Here is a 25,509-nt window from a genome sequence, read left to right as displayed (position 1 = left end):
GGAAAGTACCCCTTCCTCCTTTATCACTCCGGTCAGACCAGCGCCCACACCAGCCACGTCAGCGCAAAGCCGCTCAGGCCCATCACCGTGGTTAACACCGTCCAGGTTTTCAGACCGTCGACCACGGACAGCCCCAGATAGCGCGTTACCACCCAGAAGCCCGCATCGTTCACGTGCGACAGGCCCAGCCCGCCAAAGCAGGCGGCCAGCGTCACCAGCACCCTGTCCATCTCGTTTGCGCCGCCCACCGCCGACGTCAGCAAGCCGCTGGTGGTCAGGATCGCTACCGTGGCCGATCCCTGCGAGGCGCGCAGCGCCAGCGACAGGATAAACGCCGCCGGCACCAGCGGCAGATGCAGCGTTTCCAGTGTTAACGCCAGCGCTTTACCTACGCCCGACTCTACCAGCACTTTGCCAAATGCGCCGCCCGCGCCCGCCACCAGGATCACGCTGGCCGATCCCGGAATGGCGCGGCCGGTCAGATCTTCCAGTTTGTCTTTGCTCCAGCCGCGACGCAATCCCAGCAGCCACGCGGCCAGCGCCAGCGCGATAAGTAACGCTATCGGCGGCGTGCCGATCACCGTCATCACCTTACGCAGCAGGCTCTCTTCCGCCAGCAGCGAATGCGCCAGCGTACCCAGCACGATCAGCGCTATAGGCACCACGATCAGGCCGGAAATCATCAGCGCGCCCGGCGTCTCGCTCTTTTTCTCTGCGCCTTCCGGCTTCGCCATTTGCAGGCTTTCCAGTACCTCCACCGACAGCTGGAAGCGCTGGCGATTCATCGCCTTCGCCACCAGGTAGCCGACAATGCCCACCGGGATCGAAATTACCAGGCCCAGCAGCATCAGCCAGCCCATATCAGTGTGCAGGATCCCGGCCGCCGCCGCCGGGCCAGGATGCGTAGGCAGCGCCACGTGCACCGTCAGCATGACGCCCGCCATCGGCAAACCGAACTTGATCGGTGAGACGCGCGCAACTTTGCTGAAGCCGTAGATCAGCGGGATCACGATAATAAAGCCGACTTCAAAAAACACCGGGATCCCCAGGATAAACGCCGCCATGGTCAGCGCCGCTACGGTGCGCCGGATGCCCAGCGTCTTGCTGAAACGCTGCGCAAGCGACTCTGCGCCGCCCGATGCCTCAATAATCGCGCCGAGCATCGCGCCCAGTACGATGATAATAGCGATATGACCGAGCAGCCCGCCCATGCCGCTCATAATGATTTCCATGATTTTTTCAGACGGAATGCCGGTGGCGATAGCGACCAGCAGGCTCACAATCAACAGCGCAACGAAGGGATGGACTTTGGCTTTAATGACCAGCAGCAGCAGAACAACGACGCTGGCGGTCGCGATGGCTAACAGCATAGCGGTGGACATGGTAATCCTTCTATTCTTATCGTTTTAACAGACCCGGTGCAGGTAAAGGGTGAGGTAAACCGGCGCGAAGGCGCCGGGTAACACAGGCTTAGCGTTTTTTCGCCCAGGGTTTAAACCAGCCAAGCCCGGCGAGCGTGCCGTTGCGTGGAATATATTCGCAGCCTACCCAGCCGTCGTAGCCCACGTCATCCAGCAGGGTAAACAGCCACGGGTAGTTGATTTCGCCCTCGTCCGGCTCGTGGCGATCCGGTGCAGAGGCGATCTGCACGTGACGATAGCGCCCAGCGTTTTCCCGGATCAGGTGGCTCAGGTTGCCGTCCACCATCTGCGCGTGAAACAGGTCGAGCTGGGTGAAGACGTTTGGCCGATCGATACGCGCCATCATCGCCAGCGTCTGATACTGGCTGGCATAGAGATAGTTGGGCTTGATTTTGGGGCCGAGCGCCTCCAGCAGGATGGTGATGCCGTGCGGCGCAAAACGGTCGGCCGCATAGTGAATATTGCTGATAAACGTCTGCTCGCAGGCCGCGCGATCCATGCCTTCCTGCACCACGCCAGCCATGATATGCACCTGCGAGACGTTCAGCGCCAGCGCATACTCCAGCGCGCTGTCGATATCGGCGCGGGCATCGGCTTCGCGCCCCGGGATCGCCGTTACGCCCCATTCTCCTGACTGCACGTCGCGCGGCGCGGTGTTAAACAGCACCAGCTTAAGGTTATGTTCATCCAGCCGCGCTTTTAGCTGTTGCGCCGGGTAGTCATAGGGAAACAGAAATTCCACGGCCTCGAAACCGGCGTCGGCCGCCGCGGCAAAGCGATCCAGGAAAGGCACTTCGGTAAACTGGGTGGAAATATTGGCTGCAAACTTCGGCATTATCGGCTCCTTAACTCGTCAACTTCGGCCTCGCTGAGGTAGCGGATCGCGCGGTCGCCCAGCGTGAAAATCAGGCGCGCCGTCTCTTCCAGCTCTTCCGTATTATCCGCCGCCTCGCGCAGCGAGCTGCCTACCACTACCGAGCCGTGGTTCGCCAGCAGAAAGCCGCGATAGCGCCCCGCCAGCGCGGCGAGATCGTCTGCCAGCCGCGTATCGCCCGGCCGGTAATAAGGCACGACAGGCACATCGCCGACGCGCATCACCACATAAGGCGTAAACGGTCGGATACAGTTCTGCCGATCCAGATCTTCCAGACAGGAGAGCGCGGTCAGATAGTGGCTGTGCAGGTGCACCACCGCTTTGCAGTCGGGATCGTTCAGATAAAGCGCCCGGTGAAAGGCGATCTCTTTGGAGGGCTTGTCGCCGGCGATCCATTCGCCCTGCGGCGTCACTTTAGACAGGCGATCGCCGTCCAGTTCGCCCAGACAGGAGCCGGTCGGCGTCGCCAGCAGATTACCGTCCTCCAGCAGCACAGAAAGGTTGCCGGCAGAGCCGGTAGCGTAGCCGCGCTGGAAAAAAGAGGCGCCCAGCTTCACCATCTCCTGGCGGGCCTGTTGTTCTGTCATGATGAAAACTCCGTTTGCGCGCGGCGGAAAAACTGCTCGTCGCCAAAATTGCCTGACTTCAACGCCAGCGACAGCGGCTGATGAATATCCCTTACCCAGGGCACGCCGGGGGAAATGGTCGGGCCGATATGGAAAGCGGTCACGTCCAGGCTCTGCGCCACCACGCCGGAAGTTTCGCCGCCCGCTACGATAAAGCGTTGCCAGCCGCGCGCCTTCAGGTTGCGGGTCACGGCGGCGAACAGGGTTTCTACCGCCTCGCTGCTGCGCTGTGCACCGTATTGCTGCTGAATAAGCTGTAGCTGTTGCGCATCCGCCGTGGCGTAAAGCATCGGCGCCAGCGGCCGGGCGTTTTGATCGGCAACCCAGTCGGCAAGCTCGCGGGCATAGTCGTCTACATTGTCCAGACAGCGGCTGACCTCTACTTCACGCGCGGGCGCCTGCTGACGATAGGCGTTGACCTGCCGGTTGGTCATCTGCGAGCAGGAGCCGGAAATCACCACCGCGCGCTCGCCGCGTGGACGCCCTGCCGTTTCGGCCTCGTTACCAAGGTTTTGCGTAGTAGCCCACTGGCGCGCCAGCCCGATAGCCAGGCCGGAGCCGCCGGTGACCAGGCGCATCTCGCGCAGCGCCTCGCCCTGGGTCAGTAAATGCTGTTCGCTGAGCGCATCCAGCACCACATAATTCACCCCGGCGGCCTTCAGCTCGCTTAGTTTTTCGCGCACCGCTTCGGCACCGAGGTCCAGCGTGGCGGCGGCAATCAGGCCCGCTTTGCCCTTAGCCTGACGCGCCATCAGGCGCAGCAGATTGCTGTCCGTCATCGGCGTGACCGGATGATGACGCATCCCCGACTCCGACAGCAGCTGTTCGCCGACAAACAGATGGCCCTGATAGACGGTGCGGCCGTTCACCGGCAGCGCCGGACAGATAGCCGTCTGCGTTTCGCCAAGCTCATATAGCAGCGCGTCGGTGACCGGGCCGATATTGCCTTTCTCCGTACTGTCGAAGGTGGAGCAGTATTTAAAATAGAAACGATCGCAGCCCTGCTCCCGGAGCCAGCGCAGCGCGGCCAGCGACTGGTCAACCGCCTGCTCAACCGGGCAGGAACGCGACTTCAGGCTGATAACGATCGCCTGTGCGGCAAGGCTTTCCTGCTGTTCAGGCACGCCGTTAAACTGGATGGTGGCCAGGCCGTTCTGCGTCAGAAAGCTGGCGATATCGGTCGCGCCGGTAAAGTCGTCGGCAATCACTCCTAAACGCGTCATGCCTGCTCCTTGCCCTGAGGCAGCGTGATACCGCTGAAAATCTTGATCACCGCGCTGTCGTCTTCACGGCCATAGCCGGCGTTGCTGGCTTCGGTAAACATGTTCAGCGCGGTAGAGGCCAGCGGCAGCGGAAACTGCAGCGCTTTTGCCGTCTCGGCCACCAGGTTGAGATCTTTCACAAAGATATCGACTGCGGATTTCGGGCTGTAGTCGCCGTCGACCACGTGGCGCATCCGGTTCTCAAACATCCATGAGTTGCCCGCCGCATTGGTGACGACCTCATACATGGTATCCAGTGGGATACCGGCGCGGGCGGCCATCGCCATCGCTTCCGCTCCCACCGCGATATGCACGCCAGCCAGCAGCTGATGAATAATTTTTACGGTGGATCCCAGGCCAATTTCGCTGCCGACGCGGTAGACTTTTGCCGCCACCGCCTCCAGCACCGGCTGCAAACGTTCAAACGCGGCATCGCTGCCGGAGGCCATCACCGTCATCTCACCGGTTGCCGCTTTGGCCGCGCCGCCGGAAACGGGCGCGTCCAGCATCAGCAGCTGATGCTTCGCCAGCCGCTGTTCAATCTGCTGCGCGTCCTGCGCAGAGATAGTGGACGACACCATCACCACCGTGCCCGGCTTCAGCCTGGCGGCCAGGCCGTTATCGCCGAATAAAATAGCGTTAACCTGTTTAGCGTTGACCACCAGCAGCAGCACGGCCTCAAGCTGATCGACGAACCCGTCGGCGGCGGTTTGCGCATCGCGGGCGCCCGTCTGGCGCAGCGTTTCCAGCGCCGCTGGATTAAGATCGACGCCCCAGGTGTTCAGCCCCGCACGAATGCAGGAGGCGGCTGCGCCCATCCCCATCGACCCTAAACCGATTACGCAAACGTTTTGAATTGGCACCGTGGCCTCCGTTGTTAAATTAAGTGATTATTTGTTCAATGTTGTTAATCGTGCCAGCTTATCGGATGAATAAATGTGCCGCGCATCACAAATTGAAGGCGGCGAACAAAAAAGAACATTTCTTCACAAGCGCTGTCAGCCCTGAATCCTGAGGCGAAAAGGCGGAACCACACCGCAGAACCGGCAAATTTTCTATTCGCGCGGCCATCCCTTTCCATTACAATGTGAAAAATTGATAATTTCACAGGAGCAGACGTGATCCCGGTTGAACGACATCAGCAGATCCTGGCGATGGTGGCCGAACGCGGCGTGGTGAGCTTTTCGGAACTGAGCGAACGGCTGGGCGTATCGCATATGACCATTCGACGCGACGTGCAGAAGCTGGAGGAACAAGGCGCGCTGCTGGCGGTATCCGGCGGCGTGCGTTCGGCCGAACGGCTGGCGGCGGAACCGTCGCACCAGACCAAAACCTCGCTCTATAACGCGGAGAAAAATGCGATTGGCCGCCGCGCCGCGCAGCATATTCCCCGCAACAGCTGTATTTATATTGATGCGGGCACCACCACGCTGGCGCTGGCCGGCGAGCTGCTGGATCGCGACGACCTGCTGGTGGTGACCAACGACTTTATGGTGGCGGCCTTGCTGATGGAGAAAAGCCGCTGTCGGCTGATCCACACCGGCGGCACGGTATGCCGCGAAAATCGTTCCTGCGTCGGGGAAAGCGCGGCGCGCAGCCTGCGCCATCTCGCTATTGATATCGCTTTTATCTCTGCATCCTGCTGGGGGCCGCGAGGCCTCTTTACCCCGGACGAGGACAAGGTCACGGTAAAGCAGGCGGTGTGCGACGTCAGCAGCAAGCGCGTACTGCTCAGCGACAGCTCCAAATACAATAAAATCGCCACGTTTATGGCGCTGCCGCTGGAGATCTTCGACACCATCGTCACCGATAGCCGCCTGAGTGCTCAGGCGCGCGAAGCGCTGGGCGAAGGAAACTGGAAGCTGGCTCTCGCGGATTAACCAGCGCGATATGACGGACCTGTTGGACAGGCTGACCGCGTTGATTTTAGCGGGAGATCTCACAGAACAGCATTTGATTTCACAGGTAAACTATTTATTGCTTGCAGGTGAAGCTTCAGACGCAAAGGTATTTGTACAGCAGCTGGCACAGCGCGTGCCGCAACACGAGGAGAAACTGATGACTATCGCACAGCAGCTCAAGCAAACAGGCGTTCAGGAAGGGATGAAAATGGGCGTCGAAAAAGGAATGCGTAAAGGAATGCGGCTCGGTCGAAAAGCGGAGGCGCGCAATATCGCCCGGGCGATGCTGCGGCAGGGATTTGACCTTCAGGCCGTGGCAACGCTAACCGGGCTGAGCAAGGTTGAACTGGCGCAGCTTTACCCGTGATTTTTCCACCAGGCCTGTAATAAGCACGTCCGGGCCGTCGCCAGGCCCGGCAAAACCCAACCTCATCCTGCTTTTTGCGCCCTGCCGCATACCCTTCACTTTCTACGCAATAGTCTATGATTTCTTCAAAGCTTACATCGCACTCGTTGCGATGTCGTCTATCGCTCACCGCTGTGCTTAAAGAGGCTATTGAATGGGATCCGGAACATTTAGTAAGAGCTGGGGGGCCGAGTATGTGGCCGACGGTAAGATTCGTTTTCGCCTTTGGGCTACCGGGCAAAAAAGCGTCACGCTCAGGCTGGCCGGAAAAGATATGGCCATGTCCGCCAGCGGCGACGGCTGGTTTGAGGCGGAGGTTAGCGAGGTAGCGCCCGGCGCGGAATACAACTTTGTGCTTGCCGACGGCATGGTGGTGCCGGATCCGGCATCGCGTGCGCAAAAGGCGGACGTTAACGGCCCCTCTGTGGTTATCGATCCCGCAAGCTATAGCTGGCAGCATGAATGGCGCGGTCGTCCGTGGATTGAAACGGTGGTGTACGAAATGCATATCGGCACCTTTACCCCGGAAGGCACCTTTCGGGCCGCCATAGAGAAACTGCCTCACCTGGCGGAGCTGGGTATCACCATGCTGGAAGTGCTGCCCGTTTCGCAGTTTGGCGGCAATCGCGGCTGGGGCTACGACGGCGTGCTGCTTTACGCGCCGCACTCCGCTTACGGCACGCCGGACGATTTCAAAGCCTTTATCGACGCCGCGCACGGTCATGGCCTGTCGGTGGTGCTTGATATCGTCCTGAACCATTTTGGCCCGGAAGGCAACTACCTGCCGCTGCTGGCGCCTGACTTCTTTCATAAAGAGCGCATGACTCCCTGGGGAGCCGGAATCGCTTATGACGTCGCGGCGGCTCGCGACTATATGGTGGAAGCGCCGCTGTACTGGCTACAGGAGTACAATCTGGACGGGCTGCGTTTTGACGCCATCGATCAGATTGAAGACACCTCGGAAAAACATGCGCTGATCGCTATCGCCGAACGTATTCGTGCAGAAATCACCGACCGGCCGGTTCACCTCACCACCGAGGACAGCCGTAACGTCATTTTCCTGCACCCGCGTGAAGAGGACGGCAGCGTGCCGCTGTTTACCGGCGAGTGGAACGATGATTTCCATAACGCCATTCACGTTTTCGCCACCGGCGAAACCCACGCCTACTATCGCGACTTCGCTAACGAGCCGGAAAAGCTTATTGCGCGCATTCTGACGGAAGGCTTCGCTTATCAGGGCGAAGTCTCGGCGCAGTCGGGTGAAAAACGCGGCGTGAAAAGTTCAGGTCAGCCGCCGGTCGCTTTTGTCGATTTTATTCAGAACCATGACCAGACGGGCAACCGCGCCCAGGGCGACAGGCTGATCCAGCTGGCGGGCGCCGATCGCACCAAAGTGCTGCTGGCCACGCTGCTCTGCTCGCCGCATATTCCCCTGCTGTTTATGGGCGAAGAGTACGGCGAAACCCGGCCTTTCCTGTTCTTTACCGATTTCCACGGCGATCTGGCTAAAGCGGTGCGCGAAGGGCGCGCGCGTGAATTCCAGGGCCATGCCGGACATGAAGACGAAAGCGTGCCCGATCCTAATGCCAAAAGCACGTTTGACGCTTCAAAGCTGGACTGGCAAAAAACGCAAAGCCCGCAGGGACAGGCGTGGCTGGCATTGACCAAAGAACTGCTGGCCATGCGGCAGCGCTATATCGTGCCGCTGCTCACCACTGCAGGCGGCAACAGCGGCAAAGTGCTGCAAACCGCCGCCGGTTTCGTCGCTGTCAGCTGGACGTTCCCTCAGGGCACGCTGTCGATCGCGCTGAATATCGGCGAGAAAACCCAGCCCGTGCCGGACATGCCGGGCGAGACGATTTTTAGCTGGCCGCAGGCCATCACCGAGCTGCCCCAGCATGCCATCCTTGTTCGCCTTGCTCCGGGAGAAACCGCGTGACTATTCCAGCCTCGACCTACCGTATCCAGTTCCGCAGCGGCATGACTTTCGATCGGGCCGCCGCGCTTGTTCCCTATCTGAAACAGCTGGGCATTAGTCATCTCTACGCGTCGCCCATTTTTACCGCGCTTTCCGGCTCTACCCACGGTTACGATGTTATCAACGCCAATGAAATCGATCCGGCGATTGGCGGCCGTGAGGGCTTCGATCGTCTGGTGAAAACGCTGCAACAGGCTGGCCTGGGGCTGATCATCGATATCGTGCCGAACCATATGGCCTCATCGCTGGAAAACGCCTGGTGGCGCGACGTGGTAGAGCACGGCGAAAACAGCCGCTACGCCCACCATTTTGATATCGACTGGTCACGTCGTCTGACGCTGCCTTTCCTTGGCGATGATTTTGAGGTGGAGCTTGAAAACGGCGCTATCGCGGTTAAACCCGATCCGCAAACCGGGAAACCGGCGCTGGCTTACTACGAACATTTCTATCCGCTGACGCCTGCAAGCTGGCAGGATCGGGCGGAGGCGGTGCTGCAACTCACCGACAAAGCCGATATCGCTGCGCTGCACGACAGCCAGCCCTACAGGCTGATGTCCTGGCGGGACGCGCCGCGCGACCTCTCCTTCCGCCGCTTTTTTGAAATCACGGGGCTGGCCGGCGTGCGGGTGGAGGATAAGGCGGTGTTCGATGATGCGCACCAGCTGATCCTCGAGCTGGTGCGCAGCGGCGCGGTGCAGGGCCTGCGCGTTGACCACGTCGACGGTCTGGCCGATCCTAAAAGCTATCTGGAACGGCTGCGTCAGGAAGCCGGACCGGATTGCTATATCACGGTAGAAAAGATCCTGGCTAAGGGCGAGCATCTGCCTGCCGACTGGCCTGTCTCCGGCACCACTGGGTATGAATTTATTGCTTCCCTGTCCGAAGCGCTGGTGGATGGCAAGCACATTCGTCAGCTGCGGCAGGCCTATGAAACGCTGCTGGGCAAGCCGGTTGACGTGCAGGCGGAGCTGCGCGCGGCCAAAATGCTGATGGCGACCCGCAACTTCGCCGGTGAAGCGACCAGGCTTTTGCAGCTTGCCACCACTATCGCCGCCGCCGATAACGAGCCGCTGGAAGAGAAAGCACTGTTGACGGCGCTGCGGGAGCTGCTGGTCGCCTTCCCCGTTTACCGCACTTACGGCACAACAGAGGGGCTGCCGCCCGAAGATGCCGACCTGCTGCTGAAAGTAGCGGACGAGGTGCGCCAGGGCGTTAAGGCACCGGATCCCGAGGCGCTGGGCTTTTTAACGCGGATTATGGCGGGCGAAGTTTCCGCTGCCGCCAGTGACGACGCCGCCAGCTTCCGCACCCGCTTCCAGCAGCTGACCGGGCCGCTGATGGCAAAATCGGTCGAGGACACGCTGTTTTTCCGCCTGCATATGGCGCTGGCGCTGAATGAGGTCGGCGCGGAGCCGATGCCGGATGACTTCTCGCCGGAACGTTTCCATCAGGAGATGCAGGAGCGGCTGGCCCGTCAGCCGGACGCCCTTTCCGGCACCTCTACCCACGACACCAAGCGTGGCGAAGATGCGCGAGCGCGCCTCTATACGCTGAGCGAAGCGCCGGAGCGCTGGGCGGAGTGCGTCTCTCGCTGGCGGCAAGGCAACCAGTCTCAGGTGGTGCAGCTTAAGGACGGCCCTGCGCCAAAACCCGCCGTGGAGTGGATGCTGTACCAGTCGCTGGCGGGCGCATGGCCCACCGATCTGGCGCCTGATGATGCTGAAGGCCTCAAGGCGCTGGAGGAGCGCTTTACCGGCTTTGTAGAAAAAGCGCTGCGTGAGGCGAAGCTGCGCACCGACTGGGCCGACAGCAACGAAACCTATGAAAATGCCGTGCTCGACTATGTGCGTCATCTGCTGTCGCCCGATAATCAGGCTTTTTTGCAGGACTTCACCGCGTCGCTCCAGCCCTTTATCCACGCAGGCCTTGTTAACAGCCTGACCCAGACGGCCATCAAGCTGACCGCACCGGGCGTGCCGGATATTTATCAGGGCAGCGAAACGCTGGATCTGAGCCTGGTGGATCCCGACAACCGTCGCGAGCCGGATTTCGCCGCGCTGGAGCAGCTGTTAAATCAGGTTGAGCAGGTCGATCCCGCTAATGAAGCGCACTGGCTGGACGGTCGCCTGAAGCAGCAGCTGATTGCTAAAGTGCTGCCCCTGCGTCAGCAGCTGCCGGATCTGTTTCGTAAAGGCGACTATCTGCCGCTGAGCGCCACGGGTCAGCAGGCGGAGAACGTGCTGGCTTTTGGTCGAGCCAACGACGAGGCGGCGCTGATTGTGATCCTGCCCCGCCTTGTGTTTAACCGATTGCAGGAGGCGCACTGGGCGCCGGCGGAAATCGCCCTGCCGGAGGCGCTGGCTGGCCGACGCTATATCAATCTGATCAGTGGCGCAGAATCTGCGCTGGAGACAAGCTTTAGCCTGGCGGGAGGCGATCGGCGGATGCCGGTTATTCTGCTTAGCCGGTAAAGCTGACTCTACAGCACAAGGACGTGCTGCTGTAACTTATCCCTATAGTTAACGCTGGTATTACGGAAGCTGCCGCTAATTTGCATTAACGCTTGCCGAAAGCGGCATGTCTGAACCATCTCGTAACAGATGCTCCGCTTTTTCCTGCCCATTTGTAACTAAATTAACTAAAATATGACATTTTTTAGTTTTGTAACTAAAAACACATACAATCTGCCATAACAATATTTTAATATTTATGGACACTTTTTAACTAATGTCAAATCCCGACTATCGACACCTGCCATGATTAAATCAAAAAAACTGATTACCTCAGTTTCGCTGTCTGCGTTACTGATTTCTACAGCGATCCATGCTGAAACTGCACCAGAGAAAACCGACGTTCTGCTGATCGGCGGCGGCATCATGAGCGCCTCGCTGGGCACGATGCTGGAAGACGTTCAGCCAGACTGGAAACAGATTATGGTTGAGAAGCTCGACGGCGTCGCCCTTGAGTCTTCCAACGGCTGGAACAACGCCGGTACCGGCCACTCCGCCAATATGGAGCTGAACTATACGCCTGAGCGTGCCGACGGCACCATCGACGTCAGCAAGGCGCTGGAGATCAACGAAGCCTTTATGATCTCTCGCCAGTTCTGGACTTCTCAGGTGAAAAACGGCGTGCTGAACAACCCGCACTCCTTTATCAACTCTACGCCGCACATGAGCTTTGTCTGGGGCGACGACAACGTTGAGTTCCTGAGCAAGCGCTATGCTGCGCTGCAGAAAACCACCCTGTTCCAGGGCATGAAGTTCTCTACCGATCAGGATCAGATCAAACAGTGGGCGCCGCTGGTTATTGAAGGCCGCGATCCTAAGCAGAAAGTCGCGGCCACCTGGACGCCGGTAGGCACCGACGTTAACTACGGTGAGATCACTCGTCAGCTGACCGCCAGCCTGAAGAAAAACAGCAACTTTAAGCTGGAAACCTCTTCAGAAGTGACCGACTTTAAGCGTAACAGCGACAACTCCTGGCACGTGACCATCAAAGACGTGAAAAACGGCGGCGAACGCGCGATTGACGCGAAATATGTCTTTATCGGTGCTGGCGGCGGCGCGCTGAAGCTGCTGCAAAAAACCGGCATTCCGGAAGCGGACAACTATGCAGGCTTCCCGGTTGGCGGCTCTTTCCTGGTCACCGAGAATCCGGCCATTACCAGCCGTCACCTGCAAAAAGTGTACGGTCAGGCTTCCGTAGGCGCACCGCCAATGTCCGTTCCGCATATCGATGCGCGTAACCTGGACGGTAAGCGTGTGGTACTGTTTGGGCCGTTCGCGACCTTCTCTACCAAGTTCCTGAAAAACGGTTCGCTGTTCGATCTGCTGAGCACCACCACCACCAGCAACTTTATGCCGATGACCCACGTGGGCATGGATAACTTTGACCTGGTGAAATACCTGATTGGTCAGGTCATGCTGAGCGACGACGACCGTTTTGCCGCGCTGAAAGAGTACTATCCGGACGCGAAGAAAGAAGACTGGAAACTGATCCAGGCGGGTCAACGCGTGCAGATCATCAAGAAAGATGCGGATAAAGGCGGCGTGCTGAAGCTGGGTACAGAAATTGTGACCGATCAGCAGAAAACCGTGGCGGCCCTGCTGGGCGCATCGCCAGGCGCTTCGACTGCGGCACCTATCGCTATCAACGTGATGAAGAAGCTGTTCCCGGAGCAGTTCAACTCGCCGGAATGGCAGGAAAAGATCCATAAAGTGGTGCCAACCTACGGCCAGACGCTGAACGGTAACACCGAGCTGACGCAGCATGTCTGGGATGACACCGCGGCCACGCTGCAGCTGACCAAGCCACCGGTTATCAAGATGCCTGCTCAGGAGCCTGCGCAGTCCACCATTACTGGCCAGGCTGAGAAAACGCCAGCCCAGCACGATATGGCGCTGTAAATCCTGTTTCCCGCGCCGGATGGCGCGGGGATCTTTTCAATGATGTGTTTAGAAAAAATGCTGATTGATCGCCTCCTTAAACTATTCTGATTATTTTGCCGAACGTCCCTGAATCCCATTTTCAATAGTATCGATTAAACACCTGGATTTTCTCTTTTAACTCCACCAGCCTAATGATTTTCCCAAAACGTACAGCGCGTTTCCTAACGCTGCGCCTATCGCACCGCTTTGCCAGCCATCATAATCTTTAATTCCGCCGCGGGTTGTTAGCGTTGTTTCGGTTTCAGTCAGGCCACTGGTAATGCTATCGCTTCCTCCGTTTACGTAAATTAACTCTGAAGCATCAAGTTCTCTCATAGAAGTATCCTTCAGGCTGATGGCAACCAGCAGGTATAATGTTCGAAAGAGACACTATCCCTGCGTCTGCGCGCAAAAGCGCCTGTAGCACAGGCTATCGGGAAATTAAGAAAGCCTGTTGAAAGAAAAAGTAGTGGTGAAAAATCAGTTTGTGAAGCAAGCGAAAGTAAAAATTTTAGTTAAGGAAATATTTAACAGATAATTTTGATTTTAATCAAAAATAAGGGGGCTCACATCCTAATAAACCGGGCTAGCGGCCGGGCAGGCCGCTAAATAAGCCCCTTGTGGGCAAATGTGATACGAGTCGCTTCATTCAGATCCATAGCTTTTAAGGTTTCAGGGGGGACCCATGCGATTTCCTGAAACTCCTCGTTAAAAGTAATATTTCGATTAGTACTGATGCAGTCAAATATAAGATAAATCATATAAATTTCTTCAGTTTTGCCATCCGGGTACGTTTTGGTTCGGATGTCATCACGAAAAGTCCAGGGCTGAATATCTGTGATGCATAGCTCCTCGCCTAACTCTTCATTTATTTCGCGCCTCAGGGCTTCTTCCAGTGTTTCGCCCGCCTCCATCCCTCCACCAGGCAAGGCCCACTGCCCCGGAAAAACACCACGATCCGCAGCCATTTTACAAAGCAAATACTCACCTTCGTTTTGAATCACAGGACATACGATTATCCTCTGTCGCATTTTATTTCCTTAATATCGCTATTTATCCATTAAAGTATCAGGAGGTTTTAACATGTTATTGACCTCAACTTAGGTCAGTTTTCCGAAAGGCTATCCGTAATTTCCCGTTTTGATATCTATGCGATTTTATCCGAGTTATGTTCTTTATTACTCTGTGCTGATTACTCGTTTTATTACTGCGGATATTCGGGAAGCTCAGTAACCTCGCAGGAGAAAGGATTGCGTGCTCAGGGTACGCTCAGCTGAAGCAATTTTAAAGCCATTACGTTTATTTTTGCGGGGTCAGGAAGAAAAGGAGAGGTCGCCCCCTCCTTCCCATTTTTAGCGCAGCGTGCCCGACGTTTCGGTCGCTTCTGCGTGCTCCAGCGCGACAGGAATGCTTTTATAAGCCGGAATACCGCTTTCGGTATCGAAGCTGTCCAGCGGCACCAGCACGTTGGCTTCCGGATAGTAGGCCGCGACCGAGCCAGGCGCCATGTCGTAAACCACTATCGTCAGATTATCCAGGCGTCGCGAGGTCTGCTTGCCGTCCGGATCGAGCGCCACCATATGCACCTTGTCGCCGACCCGCAGGCGGCGTTTTTCTGCCTCATCTGCCGAGATAAACAGCACGTCCCGCCTTCCCGTCACGCCGCGATAGCGATCGTTCAGCCCGTACAGCGTGGTGTTGTACTGATCGTGACTGCGCAGCGTCGTCAGCACCAAATCGTGGCACTTCAGCGAACGCGGATCCTCGTTAATGCCCTGCATGATCTTAAACTGCGCTTTACCCGACGGCGTCAGCCATTTGCGTTCCGACGCGGCGTTGTAAAGACGGAAGCCGCCCGGCTGTAGGATCTTGCGGTTAAAATCCTCAAAGGCCGGGAAAACGGCTTCGATAGCCTGGCGGATAAAGCTGTAGTCGCCGATCATTCTGTCCCAGTTCACCTTAGTGTTGGGCAGCGTGGCTTTCGCCAGACCCGCTACGATGGCCGGCTCCGACTTCAGCCATTCCGAAGCGGGCTTCAGCGAGCCGCGCGAGGCGTGCACCATCGACATGGAATCTTCCACGGTCACGCTCTGCTCGCCCGATGCCTGCCTGTCGATTTCGGTTCGGCCAAGCACCGGCAGCAGATAGTTATGTTTGCCCAACAGCAGATGCGAGCGGTTCAGCTTGGTCGCCATATGCACCACCAGATCCAGCTTGCGCATCGCCTCGAAGGTTTGCTGCGGATCGGAGATCGCCTCCGCCAGGTTGCCGCCCAGGCAAAGCAGTGCTTTGGAGTGGCCGTCGCGGATCGCCTGAATAGCCTGCACCGCACCGTGTCCATGTTTCTGCGGCGGCTTAAAGCCAAACACTTTTTCCAGGTTGTCCAGTAGCGACTGCGGCGGGATTTCAGTAATGCCGACGGTACGATCGCCCTGTACGTTAGAGTGGCCGCGCAGTGGGCAGATGCCCGCGCCTTTCTTGCCGATATTGCCACGCATCAACAGCAGGTTAGCGATTTGCTGTACATTTTGCGTGCCGTACTGGTGCTGGGTGATACCCATGCCGTAACAGATAATGGTTCTTTCTGCTTTGGCATACAGGTGGGCAATATTCTGGATCTCTTCAAACGTCATACCGGAGACTTTCAGAATATGCGGCCAGTCGGTGGCATCCAGGTCCGCCTTCAGGGCGTCAAAACCTTCGGTATGTTCGCTGATAAAGCTTTCGTCCAGCACGCCGGGCTCTCCGGCCGCCAGCGCCCGCTCGTGCATCACCAGCAGACACTTCATCACGCCTTTCAGCATGGCGGCATCGCCGCCAACGCGCACTTTGTAATAGGTAGAAGCGAGCGTGGTGGAGCTGAGCGACAGCATTTCTACCGGGCTTTGCGGAGAGGTAAAGCGTTCAAGCCCTCTTTCCCGCAGCGGATTGATCGCCACGATGGTTGCGCCGCGTTTGGAGACTTCACGTAGCGTACCCAGCATGCGTGGATGATTAGTGCCGGGGTTATGGCCGATACACAGCACCAGATCGCAGTGATCGAAATCTTCCAGTTCGATGGTGCCTTTGCCTATGCCGATGGACTGCGGCAGGCCGACGCTGGTCGGCTCATGGCACATATTGGAGCAATCCGGGAAATTATTAGTGCCGTATTCGCGCGCGAACAGCTGCCAGAGAAACGCTGCTTCGTTAGAAGCGCGGCCTGAGGTATAGAACTCCACGCTATCCGGATCTTCGTAGCTTTGCAGCTTTTCGCCGATTTCACGGAAGGCGGTTTCCCATTCTATAGGCTGCCAGGTATCGGTGGCCGCATCGTATTTCATCGGGTGAGTCAGACGGCCTTCGCCTTCCAGCTCAAAAGCGTTGCGTTGCCAAAGCTCACTGACGGTATGGGCAGAGAAAAATTCCGGCGTGGTGCGCTTGCTGGTGGCTTCCCAGGAAACGGCCTTGGCGCCATTTTCGCAAAATTCAAAGGAGGAACCGTGCTGAGGATCGGGCCACGCGCAGCCGGGACAATCGAAGCCCTGCGGCTGGTTGACTTTAAACAACGCGATCACGTCCTGTTTGACCGACATCTGGCCGCGGATCGCGTCGGCAACGGCCTTTAACGCTCCCCAACCCCCCGCTGAACCACCGTAAGGCGCTATTCCAATAGTCTTATTTTGTTGTTTCATACGACTCCGCATCACATTACAAACCAGTTTTTAGCTTAGAACAGCATGCGGCTTCCGACCGGTTTTTTGCTTTCAGAATGTTACCGAATGGCGCTATTAATAACCCATAGCGGCCAGCGACCTGAATCCACAATGGTGCTGAGCCTGCGCATTGTAAACAGAAAGTAAATACCGTATAACAATACGCACCGAGGGGTGTCCTGTTACGGGCTGAGATGGCGCAAGCCGAACCCTTTGAACCTGATCTGGGTCATGCCAGCGAAGGGACGGCTGAGCCAGATAACGCACGTTCCCGCGCCTGACCGGATCTCAAGTATTGAGGAGGTTCCGTGTTTGACGGTTTCTACGGACGGCTGCGTCAACAGACCGGCGATCGCTGGCTGCACTATATCCATCACCCTTTTGTTCGCCAGCTGGCTGACGGCACCCTGCCTGCGTCGGCTTTTCGCCGTTACCTTATCCAGGACTATCTGTTCCTTATCCATTTTGCCCGCGCCTACGCGCTGCTGGTCAGCAAATTTCAAACGCTGCCGGAGATGCGTGCGGCAATCCGCTCGCTGAACGCCATCGTCGACGAACTGCCGCTCCACGTGCGCTACTGCGCGCAGTGGGGCCTGACCGGGAAGGCGATGGCGACGGAAACCGAGGCGCCAGAAACGCTAAATTATACCCGCTATGTGCTGGATATTGGTCACGCGGGCGACGCGCTCGATCTGTTGACCGCCCTGATGCCCTGCGTGGCTGGCTATGCCGAGATCGGCGTCGGCTTGCTGAACGATACGCAAACCGTATTGACCGGCAATCCCTACGCGCCGTGGATTGAAAACTATGGCGCTCCGCTTTACCTGAGCGGCGTGCAGGCTTCGCTGACGCTGTTTGAAAACCTGGCCGCCCAGCGCGGCGGCGCGAGCCGCTTTGAGGCGCTGGCGGGAATATTCGCCACCGCGACACGGCTGGAAACGGCATTCTGGCAGATGGGGCTTGATGCTGCCTGCGCTACGCCGGAAGCGCGATGACGCCGGGTATAGAGGTGAAGGCGGTCAGCCTGCATTTTAGCGATCGTACGTTATTTAAGCAGCTGAGCTTTACGCTGGCAGGTGGCCGCTTTACTTCTCTGCTTGGCCCCAGCGGCGTCGGTAAAAGCAGCCTGCTGAAGATCATTGCGGGGCTGCTTGCACCCTCGACAGGATCGGTGCTGGGTAGCGATGGGCTGCCGGTTGCCGGACGCATCGCCTGGATGGGACAGCGGGATCTGCTCTATCCGTGGCTTAGCGCGATCGACAATGTCGCGCTGGGTGCGCGTTTACGCGGCGAGAAAGCTGACAGACAATGGGCAGAACATCTGCTTGAACGCGTGGGCCTGGCTGGCAATGCCGGCGCGCTGCCCGCCACGCTGTCGGGCGGGATGCGTCAGCGTGTCGCGCTCGCCCGGACCTTGTACGAGCGACGGCCCATTGTGCTAATGGATGAACCCTTTTCCGCTCTTGATGCCATTACCCGCGCCCAAATTCAGGCGCTGGCCGCAGAGCTGCTGGCCGACTGCACCGTGCTGCTGATTACGCACGATCCAGTAGAAGCCTGTCGCCTCAGTCATCGCCTGCTGATCCTTTCTGCTGCCGGGCTTAGCGAGCTTCCTGAGCTGGCTGGTCAGCCGCCGCGAGCGCCCGACGATCCCAATTTATTGCGTAGCCAGGCGCAGCTTATGCGCCAGCTGACAGAGGACATGGCATGAATGCAGCAACGATACGCCGTGGCGTCACGGTATTTGTCGGGCTGATGGCGCTGTGGCAGCTGGCCACGCCTGGCAGCATCCCGGCTTTTCTGTTGCCCTCGCCCATCGCCGTGGCTGCGGCTATGCGGGATAACGCTGGCTATCTCGCTTACCACACGCTTATTACCGCTACTGAAATCGCCGGCGGGCTTATCGCGGGCGTGCTGCTCGGCGCCCTGCTGGCGCTGCTGATGACCTTTTCGCCCGGCCTGCAACGCTGGCTGATGCCGCTGGTATTGACCAGCCAGGCGATCCCCGTGTTTGCGCTGGCGCCGCTGCTGGTGCTCTGGTTTGGCTTCGGCATCAGCGCCAAAATTGTGATGGCGATCCTGGTGATTTTTTTCCCGGTTGCCTCCGCTTTTTTTGATGGCTTACGGCGGGTCGAACAGGACTATCTGGATCTGGCGCGCACGATGGGTGCCTCTTCCGCTTCGCAGCTGCGGCATGTGCGGCTGATGGCGGCGCTGCCGGCCTTTGGCTCAGGGCTGCGGATGGCGGTCGCCGTCGCGCCCATTGGTGCGATTGTCGGCGAATGGGTGGGCTCCGCCGAAGGATTGGGGTTTGTAATGCTGAATGCTAACGCGCGAATGCAGAGCGATCTCTGCTTCGCCGCCCTGTTTGTGCTGGTAGCCATGACGATTGCGCTCTGGCTGAGTACCGATATCCTGCTGCGCCGCCTGATCCGCTGGTCGCCGGAGCGTTAATCACCGTAAGGACAAGATAATGAAAAAAGCTTTAGTTTGTGGGCTGGTGGTAGCAACGTTATCTCCTTTCACCAGCGCGGCGCAAAAGCTGACGCTGATGCTGGACTGGTATGTTAATCCCGATCACGCGCCGATTATGGTGGCGCAGCAGACTGGCGCGTTTAAGGCTCAGGGGCTGGATGTGACGATTATTCCGCCTTCCGATCCGGCGTTGCCGCCACGTCTGGTCGCGGCCGGTAAGGTGGATCTGGCGGTGACCTATCAGCCACAGCTGCACTTTTTTGCCGACCAGGGCTTACCGCTGGTACGCGTCGGCACGCTGATTGATTCCCCGCTCAACACGCTGATTACGCTTGATAAAAGCGTGCATTCTCCGGCAGACCTGCAAGGGAAAACGGTGGGGTATTCCGTCAGCGGCATCGAACAGGCCACGCTCGCCGCTATGCTGCAGCACGACCAGCGGCAACTCAGCGACGTTAAGCTGGTTAACGTCAATTTTCAGCTGACCAGCGCGTTGCTGACCGGCAAAGTTGATGTGGTCATCGGCGGCTACCGTAATATTGAAGCGCTGGAAGTGAAGCTTCAGGGCAAAGATCCCGTGGTGTTCAACGTCGAGGACTACGGCGTGCCGGCCTATGATGAGCTAATTCTGGTGGCGAATCGCGATAGCCTGAACAAACCCGCTATCAAAAAGTTCCTGATAGCCTCAAGCAGGGCAACGACTACTTGCAGGCCCATCCTGAAGAAAGCTGGCGGGCATTCGCTAAATTGCATTCTGAGCTGAACACCGGGCTGAACAGACAGGCATGGGTAAAAACGCTGCCGCTGTTTGCCCGCGACCCGGCCCGCCTGGATCGCCAGCGCTACCGGCAGTACGAAACTTTTCTTTTTAACCATGGACTGATTAAAAAAATTACGCCGGTTAACGACTACGTCGTCGAAATCCAGTAAGCTCGCGGGCTGACGCCACAAGCTGAATTTTAATCGATTTCAAATTGCGCTGGACAACACCGCAAAGGCATCTGGTAAGGTATGCATAAAATAGCGAAAAATCTGGAAGCCCCCATGCTGTCAACCATCATCTATCGTAGCCATATTTCCGATGACGTCGCGTATAAGACGTTGGGGAAACTGGCCGAACAAGCCAATCAGGTCAACGAATCACACAGCGTGACGGGCATTTTATTGTTCAACGGCACCCACTTTTTCCAGGTGCTGGAGGGCCCGGAGGACGCTGTGACCGCTATCTATGAGGAGATCTGCAACGATCCCCGGCACCATAATCTGGTAGAACTGATGCGCGATTACGCGCCCGCCAGACGTTTTGGCAATGTCGGCATGGAACTGTTCGACCTGCGTGAATACGACCCGGAAAACGTGCTGCAGGCCGTGCTCGATAAAGGCACCTCTAAGTATCAGCTGACTTACGACGATCGCGCATTGCAGTTCCTGCGCGTGTTTGTCGACGCCACCGAACGGGAAAACTATTTTGAGATCCCGCCGGGCGACTCCTGGGAGTTCGTTGTCGATCGCGAGGAAGCGCTGCCCCGCGAGGCCGTTCCCTCGGCCACGGCCGACTACAGCTTCGCTTTTCAGCCGATTATCGATCCGCTTTCCCGCCAGATCGTGTCGCTTGAGGCCGTTATGCGCCCAACGTCGGGCATGTCGGCGGCCGATTATCTCGCCGGGCTGCCGCGCAGTGAAAGGTATAGCGTCGATCTTAAATCCAAACAGCACGTTTTTGCGATGGCGAAGCAGCTGGGCATTAATGGCCTGACGCTGTCGATCAACCTGCTGCCGATGTCGCTGGCGATTGTGCCGGATGCGGTCGATTTCCTGCTGGAGGCGATCCATGCTAACGGGCTGGTGCCTGAGCAAATCGTTGTTGAGGTCACGGAGAACGGCACGGTATTCCGCGCGGACGAATTCGAGGCGGCGATTAAAAAACTCAAGGCTTCCGGTATCAGCCTGGCGATTGATGGCTTTGGCGCCGGTTCTGCCGGGCTGGTGCTGCTGACCCAGTTTCAGCCTGACAAAATCAAAATCGATCGCAACATCATTGCCGACGTGCATAAAAGCGGCCCGAAACAGGCTATCGTGCAGGCGATTTTGAAATTTTGCTCCTCTTTGCAGATCGCCGTGATTGCCGAAGGCGTTAACAAGCCCGAAGAGTGGATGTGGTTGGAGTCGGCAGGCATTTGCAACTTCCAGGGCGCGCTGTTCGCGCCGTCCACGCTGAACGCTTTCCCTGTCGTGGCCTGGCCGGAAAAACTCGAAAACGATTAACCTTCGGCCTGCGAACCGGCAGCCCATGCCGCCGGTTCGTTCACCCTCAGGCAAATTTTTTTGCGCCCGCCACGCAGCCCAGCGCGGCCAAAGCGCATGCCAGCATTACGCCGCTGATGCTTTCGTGCAGAAACAGTGCCGCAAAACCAAAGCCGATAAAAGGTTGCAGCAGCTGCAGCTGCCCTATCGCCGCCGTGCCGCCCTTCGCCAGGCCGTGATACCAAAAAATAAAGCCGATCAGCATGCTGAACAGCGAGACGTAGCCTAATCCCATCCATGCGGAAAACGTCACCGCCTGGAACGAAGCTGGCCAGGTTAGCGCAGCAATGGGCAGCGCTACCGGAAGAGCCAGTGCTAACGCCCAGGCAATAGTTTGCCAACCGCCCAGTCCGCGCGCCACACGAGCGCCTTCCGCATAGCCCGCGCCGCAGACGATCACGGCCGCTATGGTCAGTAAATCCTGCCATGAAGCATGACTTTCTTTAGCGGCCAGCGCGTAGCTCGCCACAACAGCGCCGCCAGCCAGCGAAAATAGCCAGAAAGCGGGCTGCGGCCTGCGCTCGCCGCGAACCACGCCAAAGGCGGCAGTACAGAGCGGCAACAGCCCAAGGTACATAAGCGAATGAGCGGCGGAAACGTCCTGCAGCGCAAAAGCCGTCAGCAGCGGAAAACCTATCACTACGCCCATAGCAACCACCATAAGCGAAAACAGATCCGCACGCTGCGGCATTCGTTGACGACCGAGCGCCAGCAGCAGCAGTGCCGCCACCGCCGCAAGGCTGGCGCGCGCAGAAGTTAAAAACAGCGGCGTGAAGTCCGCCACCGCCAGCCGCGTTGCCGGTAGCGATCCGGCAAAAATCACCACACCCGCCAGCCCGCTAAGCCAGCCGTTCGCTTTATTTTTCATGCTTTCTCCCGTTGGACTTCGCTCAGTTAAGCATTGGCAGGATCGCTTACGCCAGATACAATCCAGTACAATTAATCTGAACTGTACTGGCTGTGAATGCAGTACAGGCGTGAGGAACGCCATGCCGCGTAGCCAGACACGTATCGCTTCGGTAATGGAGCAGGTGCGCAAACAGATAGCCGCCCGCGCTTATCTTCCCGGCGCGCGCTTGCCCTCCGTGCGCCAGCAGGCGCGCCTTTCTGGCGTGTCGGTTTCTACCGTAGTGGAAGCTTATGAACGGCTGGCCGCTGAAAACCTCATTGCGGCCCGGCCCGGCGCCGGTTTTTTTGTATCAGGCCCGGCGGCTCCGCTTGATTTAACGCAGCTGACGGCCGATAAAGAGCGCGATATCGATCCTTTATGGATATCGCGCCAGGCGCTGGAGGCGGATCCACAGCTGCTTAAGCCCGGCTGCGGCTGGCTGCCACCCTCATGGCTGTACGAAGAAGGCGTACGCAAAGCGATGCGCATGGCGGCACGAGCGCAGAGCGCGCTACTGACCGACTACGCCTCGCCCTATGGGCACGCAGAGCTACGCCAGTTTTTAGGCCGCAAGCTGGCGAAAACGGGGATTACCGCGACGGCAGATCAGATCATGCTGACCGAATCAGGCACCCAGGCCGTAGATTTGATCTGCCGTTTTTTACTCCAGCCGGGAGACTGCGTGCTGGTTGACGATCCCTGCTATTTCAATTTTCACGCGCTGCTTCGCGCTCACCCGGTAATGATCGTCGGCGTGCCGTTCACGCCGCAGGGGCCAGATCTGACGGCGTTTGCCCAAATCCTGCAAAACCACGCTCCCCGGCTTTATATCACTAATGCAGGTATCCATAATCCTACTGGCGTATCGCTTACGCCAGTGGTTGCCCATCAGATGCTTAAGCTTGCGGAAGCGGCCGGGCTGATTATTGTGGAAGATGATATCTTTGCCGATTTTGAAACCCATCCCGCGCCAAGACTGGCGGCGTATGACGGTTTACATAACGTTATTCAAATCGGCAGCTTTTCCAAAACGGTTTCGGCGGCGGTGCGCTGCGGCTATATTGTCGCCCGGCGAGACTGGACGGACAGCCTTGTCGATTTGAAAATTGCTACCAGCTTCGGCGGCGGTCAGCTTGCCTCAATGCTGCTGCACAGCGCGCTGACAGGCAGCGGCTATCGACGCCATATGGAATCGGTACGGTTACGGCTGGCGGTAGCGATGCAAACCACGCTGGAAAAGCTGGCGGCGCTGGATATCCTGCCCTGGCATACGCCACAGGCCGGTATGTTCCTCTGGTGCCGTCTACCTGAAGGTGCCGATGCCGCACGGGCGTCACGCGCCTGCTTAAAAGAAGGCGTCGTGCTGGCGCCCGGTAACGCGTTCAGTCAATCCGGTTCGGCAGCGGATTTTTTGCGCTTTAATGTCTCACAGTGTAATGATCCTGCCATCTTCTCCGCGCTGAAACGTGCGCTTAAGCAGGGTTGATTGACTTTCCTTCGCGGCGCAACTTTTCCTTTTAACGCTATGAATAACCAGGATACTTTGTTTCTGTTGAGCAATCATGCTTTACACCGTCTGATGACGGCCGCGGATCGGCTATAAGGAACGCTTTCGTGATGCAATTTTCCAGCGGTTTTTTTCTCAGCCTGTCGCTCTGCCTGGATATCGGCATCGCCAATATCGCTATGATCACGCTGGCCATGCAGCGCGGCTATTTTCATGGCTTCTGGCTTGGGATCGGCACCTGTGTGGGCGACCTGGCGTACGCGCTGCTGGCGCTGGCCGGTATGACGGTGCTGTTACAGTTTGCCGCGGTGCGCTGGGTACTGTGGATTGGAGGCGGCGCGATGCTGCTGTGGTTCGCGCTGAAAATGGCGCTGGCCGCGTTTCGTCGTCAGGGTGAACTGCGTACTGACGAGCCGCAGCAGGCCAGGCCGCTACGCAACGAGTTTGGCCGCGGCGTGCTGCTGGCTATGTCCTCCCCCACGGCAATCCTGTGGTTCGCAACCGTCGGCGGCGCGCTGATTTCTCGTATGGGGCAGCACAGCACAACGGATTCGGGCTGGTTTCTGAGCGGTTTTTTCCTGGCGGGCGTCTTCTGGACCTGCGTTTTATGTCTGGTAGGCAGCTTCGGCGGCAGGCTGCTGGGTGCTCGTCTGCTGAAATATTCCTATATGGCCTCTGCCATAATCTTCAGCTATTTCGCGGTTTACGTGATTATTTCGGGCTATCGCGAGTTTATTATTGTCTGAACAGTACAACGCCGCCGGTAAGCTGCCGGCGGCGGAGCTGGAAGCAGGAAAGTTAGTGCTTAATTTGCCGAAGATCGTCCTCTGACAGTCCGGTCACTTCCATCACGGCTGCGCGATCGAATCCTTTTTCCAGCATGGTGCGGGCGATTTTCAGGCTGGCTTCGCGCTCGCCGTCCTGATGTCCCAGACTGCGGCCCTGTTCGAGTCCCACCTGTAATCCCTGTTCCCTGCCCATCTCTTCAAGTCTTTTTGCTATGGTCATCAGTTCATCCTTATGCTGCGGCAGTGCCTGTGCCAGTTCGTGGAGAAATCCTTTTACATCGGGCGTCTCTCCTGCCTGAATCATATAGTTTATCAGTGCGGCCTGCTGTTGTCCGCTCAGTTCGTCGCTCTGCATCAGCTGGGTTATTTCATTAAACAAATCATGCAGGTCGCGAATGCGAATATGTTTTTGCAGCAGCGTCAGCAGCGCCACCCGGCGGTGCTTTAAAATTTCATCATCCGGGATAACGGTAATATCCACCAGCGGAAAACGGCCGCCGTAGAGTTTTGCTGCCAGCCTGGGTTCACTAAAGAGATCCAGCCAGCTCATGCTGTAAGGATAAGGCGAGCGGCCGCCCTGGTAAAACAGCACCGGTATTACCAGCGGCAACATTTTATGACCGGCGTCCATATGCCGCTGCATGGCCGCAATAGCGTAGCGAAGCAGACGAAAAGGCATCATTCTGTCTGGCGAGCTTTGATGTTCGATTAATATATAGGCGTAGCCGTCGCCACGGGTGGTTTTAAGTGAGTAAAGGATATCGCTGTAGCAGGCTCGCAGATCGTCTTCAACAAAGCTGCCCGACTCCAGCCTGAGCGTGTCCAGATCGCAGATTTCACGCAGTTCCTCAGGCAGATGCAGCTCCAGAAAATCCTGAGCGTGGAGCGTGTTGGACAGAAACGTTTTAAAGATTGCGTCGTGCGGTGTAGGCGTACTGTTTTGCATTGGGGCC

21 protein-coding genes, 1 pseudogene and 1 riboswitch are annotated in these 25,509 nt (G+C 57.8%); of the genes and pseudogenes, 12 read left to right on the top strand and 10 right to left on the bottom strand.

Annotated elements, in window-relative coordinates:
* Nucleotides 1–32: 32 nt before the first annotated feature.
* The 5 genes from AB3U87_RS05805 to ltnD all read right to left on the bottom strand — a co-directional run bounded on the left by AB3U87_RS05805 (nucleotide 33) and on the right by ltnD (nucleotide 5,046).
* A complete protein-coding gene (locus AB3U87_RS05805; protein ID WP_253454097.1) occupies nucleotides 33–1,382 on the bottom strand; it encodes a GntP family transporter in 1,350 nt (449 codons plus the stop codon).
* Nucleotides 1,383–1,470: 88 nt separating this feature from the next.
* On the bottom strand, nucleotides 1,471–2,256 hold the full coding sequence (locus AB3U87_RS05800) for an HPr family phosphocarrier protein (protein WP_253454099.1): 786 nt from the start codon (nucleotides 2,254–2,256) through the stop codon (nucleotides 1,471–1,473).
* Nucleotides 2,256–2,882, bottom strand: coding sequence for a 3-oxo-tetronate 4-phosphate decarboxylase (gene otnC / locus AB3U87_RS05795; protein ID WP_253454101.1), 627 nt, complete (start codon nucleotides 2,880–2,882; stop codon nucleotides 2,256–2,258). Before otnC ends, AB3U87_RS05800 begins: the two co-directional genes overlap by 1 nt.
* Nucleotides 2,879–4,144: a 3-oxo-tetronate kinase gene (otnK, locus tag AB3U87_RS05790; RefSeq protein ID WP_253454103.1), complete on the bottom strand. Its 1,266-nt coding sequence runs from the start codon at nucleotides 4,142–4,144 to the stop codon at nucleotides 2,879–2,881. Before otnK ends, otnC begins: the two co-directional genes overlap by 4 nt.
* A complete protein-coding gene (gene ltnD / locus AB3U87_RS05785; protein WP_394148677.1) occupies nucleotides 4,141–5,046 on the bottom strand; it encodes an L-threonate dehydrogenase in 906 nt (301 codons plus the stop codon). Before ltnD ends, otnK begins: the two co-directional genes overlap by 4 nt.
* Before the next feature lie 255 nt (nucleotides 5,047–5,301).
* On the opposite strand from ltnD, the gene ygbI reads away from it, so the two are divergent.
* The 5 genes from ygbI to mqo all read left to right on the top strand — a co-directional run bounded on the left by ygbI (nucleotide 5,302) and on the right by mqo (nucleotide 12,877).
* Entirely contained in the window at nucleotides 5,302–6,063 is a 762-nt protein-coding gene (ygbI, locus tag AB3U87_RS05780; RefSeq protein WP_301250800.1) for a DNA-binding transcriptional repressor YgbI, read from the top strand.
* 10 nt (nucleotides 6,064–6,073) lie between these two features.
* On the top strand, nucleotides 6,074–6,451 hold the full coding sequence (locus AB3U87_RS05775) for an Rpn family recombination-promoting nuclease/putative transposase (protein WP_394148676.1): 378 nt from the start codon (nucleotides 6,074–6,076) through the stop codon (nucleotides 6,449–6,451).
* Between the two features lie 193 nt (nucleotides 6,452–6,644).
* Nucleotides 6,645–8,429 carry a malto-oligosyltrehalose trehalohydrolase gene (gene treZ / locus AB3U87_RS05770; RefSeq protein WP_394148675.1) on the top strand — a complete coding sequence of 595 codons (1,785 nt, stop codon included), beginning with the start codon at nucleotides 6,645–6,647 and terminating at the stop codon, nucleotides 8,427–8,429.
* Nucleotides 8,426–10,939 (top strand): malto-oligosyltrehalose synthase, encoded by a 2,514-nt coding sequence (treY, locus tag AB3U87_RS05765; protein WP_301729542.1) that lies wholly within the window; start codon nucleotides 8,426–8,428, stop codon nucleotides 10,937–10,939. Before treZ ends, treY begins: the two co-directional genes overlap by 4 nt.
* Before the next feature lie 285 nt (nucleotides 10,940–11,224).
* Nucleotides 11,225–12,877, top strand: a complete 1,653-nt coding sequence (gene mqo, locus AB3U87_RS05760) for a malate dehydrogenase (quinone) (RefSeq protein ID WP_253454115.1) — start codon at nucleotides 11,225–11,227, stop codon at nucleotides 12,875–12,877.
* A 156-nt stretch (nucleotides 12,878–13,033) separates the two neighbouring features.
* Here mqo and AB3U87_RS05755 read toward each other — a convergent pair whose 3' ends face one another.
* The 3 genes from AB3U87_RS05755 to AB3U87_RS05745 form a co-directional block, all read right to left on the bottom strand.
* Nucleotides 13,034–13,234, bottom strand: a complete 201-nt coding sequence (locus AB3U87_RS05755) for a hypothetical protein (protein ID WP_253454117.1) — start codon at nucleotides 13,232–13,234, stop codon at nucleotides 13,034–13,036.
* A gap of 269 nt (nucleotides 13,235–13,503) precedes the next feature.
* Entirely contained in the window at nucleotides 13,504–13,929 is a 426-nt protein-coding gene (gene nudI / locus AB3U87_RS05750; protein WP_253454119.1) for a nucleoside triphosphatase NudI, read from the bottom strand.
* 321 nt (nucleotides 13,930–14,250) lie between these two features.
* Nucleotides 14,251–16,572, bottom strand: coding sequence for an FdhF/YdeP family oxidoreductase (locus tag AB3U87_RS05745; RefSeq protein WP_301250807.1), 2,322 nt, complete (start codon nucleotides 16,570–16,572; stop codon nucleotides 14,251–14,253).
* A 181-nt stretch (nucleotides 16,573–16,753) separates the two neighbouring features.
* Nucleotides 16,754–16,856, top strand: a riboswitch (TPP riboswitch).
* A 45-nt stretch (nucleotides 16,857–16,901) separates the two neighbouring features.
* Between AB3U87_RS05745 and AB3U87_RS05740 the strand changes: the two genes are divergently transcribed.
* The 5 genes and pseudogenes from AB3U87_RS05740 to AB3U87_RS05720 all read left to right on the top strand — a co-directional run bounded on the left by AB3U87_RS05740 (nucleotide 16,902) and on the right by AB3U87_RS05720 (nucleotide 21,333).
* Nucleotides 16,902–17,588 carry a TenA family protein gene (locus tag AB3U87_RS05740; RefSeq protein ID WP_301729544.1) on the top strand — a complete coding sequence of 229 codons (687 nt, stop codon included), beginning with the start codon at nucleotides 16,902–16,904 and terminating at the stop codon, nucleotides 17,586–17,588.
* A complete protein-coding gene (locus AB3U87_RS05735) occupies nucleotides 17,585–18,304 on the top strand; it encodes an ABC transporter ATP-binding protein (protein ID WP_301250808.1) in 720 nt (239 codons plus the stop codon). The genes AB3U87_RS05740 and AB3U87_RS05735 overlap by 4 nt, the downstream gene beginning before the upstream one ends.
* Nucleotides 18,301–19,047, top strand: coding sequence for an ABC transporter permease (locus AB3U87_RS05730; protein ID WP_253454127.1), 747 nt, complete (start codon nucleotides 18,301–18,303; stop codon nucleotides 19,045–19,047). Before AB3U87_RS05735 ends, AB3U87_RS05730 begins: the two co-directional genes overlap by 4 nt.
* A 19-nt stretch (nucleotides 19,048–19,066) precedes the next feature.
* Nucleotides 19,067–19,998: pseudogene (locus AB3U87_RS05725) on the top strand (ABC transporter substrate-binding protein).
* Between the two features lie 114 nt (nucleotides 19,999–20,112).
* The gene (locus AB3U87_RS05720) at nucleotides 20,113–21,333 is read left to right on the top strand and encodes a diguanylate phosphodiesterase (protein WP_253454130.1); all 1,221 of its coding nucleotides are present in this window, start codon (nucleotides 20,113–20,115) and stop codon (nucleotides 21,331–21,333) included.
* A gap of 46 nt (nucleotides 21,334–21,379) precedes the next feature.
* On the opposite strand, the gene AB3U87_RS05715 is transcribed toward AB3U87_RS05720, so the two are convergent.
* A complete protein-coding gene (locus AB3U87_RS05715; protein WP_253454132.1) occupies nucleotides 21,380–22,240 on the bottom strand; it encodes a DMT family transporter in 861 nt (286 codons plus the stop codon).
* 121 nt (nucleotides 22,241–22,361) lie between these two features.
* On the opposite strand from AB3U87_RS05715, the gene AB3U87_RS05710 reads away from it, so the two are divergent.
* Together AB3U87_RS05710 and AB3U87_RS05705 are read left to right on the top strand one after the other, a co-directional pair.
* Nucleotides 22,362–23,747, top strand: a complete 1,386-nt coding sequence (locus AB3U87_RS05710; RefSeq protein WP_394148674.1) for an aminotransferase-like domain-containing protein — start codon at nucleotides 22,362–22,364, stop codon at nucleotides 23,745–23,747.
* Between the two features lie 128 nt (nucleotides 23,748–23,875).
* A complete protein-coding gene (locus AB3U87_RS05705; RefSeq protein ID WP_253454136.1) occupies nucleotides 23,876–24,514 on the top strand; it encodes a LysE family transporter in 639 nt (212 codons plus the stop codon).
* Nucleotides 24,515–24,566: 52 nt separating this feature from the next.
* Here the strand turns inward: AB3U87_RS05705 and AB3U87_RS05700 are convergent, their stop codons facing one another.
* Nucleotides 24,567–25,502 carry an Rpn family recombination-promoting nuclease/putative transposase gene (locus AB3U87_RS05700; protein WP_369894716.1) on the bottom strand — a complete coding sequence of 312 codons (936 nt, stop codon included), beginning with the start codon at nucleotides 25,500–25,502 and terminating at the stop codon, nucleotides 24,567–24,569.
* Nucleotides 25,503–25,509: the final 7 nt, after the last annotated feature.

It is taken from the genome of Erwinia plantamica, from assembly GCF_043420595.1.
Lineage (GTDB): Bacteria > Pseudomonadota > Gammaproteobacteria > Enterobacterales > Enterobacteriaceae > Erwinia > Erwinia aeris.
The sequence above is the reverse complement of the archived record's forward strand: the minus strand, read 5'-3'. Positions and strand labels throughout refer to the sequence as shown.

Excerpts from the sequence above, each read along its gene's own strand:
- AB3U87_RS05805 (WP_253454097.1), bottom strand. The coding sequence starts at position 1,382 with ATGTCCACCGCTATGCTGTTAGCCATCGCGACCGCCAGCGTCGTTGTT.
- AB3U87_RS05800 (WP_253454099.1), bottom strand. The coding sequence starts at position 2,256 with ATGCCGAAGTTTGCAGCCAATATTTCCACCCAGTTTACCGAAGTGCCT.
- otnC (WP_253454101.1), bottom strand. The coding sequence starts at position 2,882 with ATGACAGAACAACAGGCCCGCCAGGAGATGGTGAAGCTGGGCGCCTCT.
- otnK (WP_253454103.1), bottom strand. The coding sequence starts at position 4,144 with ATGACGCGTTTAGGAGTGATTGCCGACGACTTTACCGGCGCGACCGAT.
- AB3U87_RS05775 (WP_394148676.1), top strand. The coding sequence starts at position 6,074 with ATGACGGACCTGTTGGACAGGCTGACCGCGTTGATTTTAGCGGGAGAT.
- treZ (WP_394148675.1), top strand. The coding sequence starts at position 6,645 with ATGGGATCCGGAACATTTAGTAAGAGCTGGGGGGCCGAGTATGTGGCC.
- mqo (WP_253454115.1), top strand. The coding sequence starts at position 11,225 with ATGATTAAATCAAAAAAACTGATTACCTCAGTTTCGCTGTCTGCGTTA.
- AB3U87_RS05755 (WP_253454117.1), bottom strand. The coding sequence starts at position 13,234 with ATGAGAGAACTTGATGCTTCAGAGTTAATTTACGTAAACGGAGGAAGC.
- nudI (WP_253454119.1), bottom strand. The coding sequence starts at position 13,929 with ATGCGACAGAGGATAATCGTATGTCCTGTGATTCAAAACGAAGGTGAG.
- AB3U87_RS05745 (WP_301250807.1), bottom strand. The coding sequence starts at position 16,572 with ATGAAACAACAAAATAAGACTATTGGAATAGCGCCTTACGGTGGTTCA.
- AB3U87_RS05735 (WP_301250808.1), top strand. The coding sequence starts at position 17,585 with ATGACGCCGGGTATAGAGGTGAAGGCGGTCAGCCTGCATTTTAGCGAT.
- AB3U87_RS05730 (WP_253454127.1), top strand. The coding sequence starts at position 18,301 with ATGAATGCAGCAACGATACGCCGTGGCGTCACGGTATTTGTCGGGCTG.
- AB3U87_RS05720 (WP_253454130.1), top strand. The coding sequence starts at position 20,113 with ATGCTGTCAACCATCATCTATCGTAGCCATATTTCCGATGACGTCGCG.
- AB3U87_RS05715 (WP_253454132.1), bottom strand. The coding sequence starts at position 22,240 with ATGAAAAATAAAGCGAACGGCTGGCTTAGCGGGCTGGCGGGTGTGGTG.
- AB3U87_RS05710 (WP_394148674.1), top strand. The coding sequence starts at position 22,362 with ATGCCGCGTAGCCAGACACGTATCGCTTCGGTAATGGAGCAGGTGCGC.
- AB3U87_RS05700 (WP_369894716.1), bottom strand. The coding sequence starts at position 25,502 with ATGCAAAACAGTACGCCTACACCGCACGACGCAATCTTTAAAACGTTT.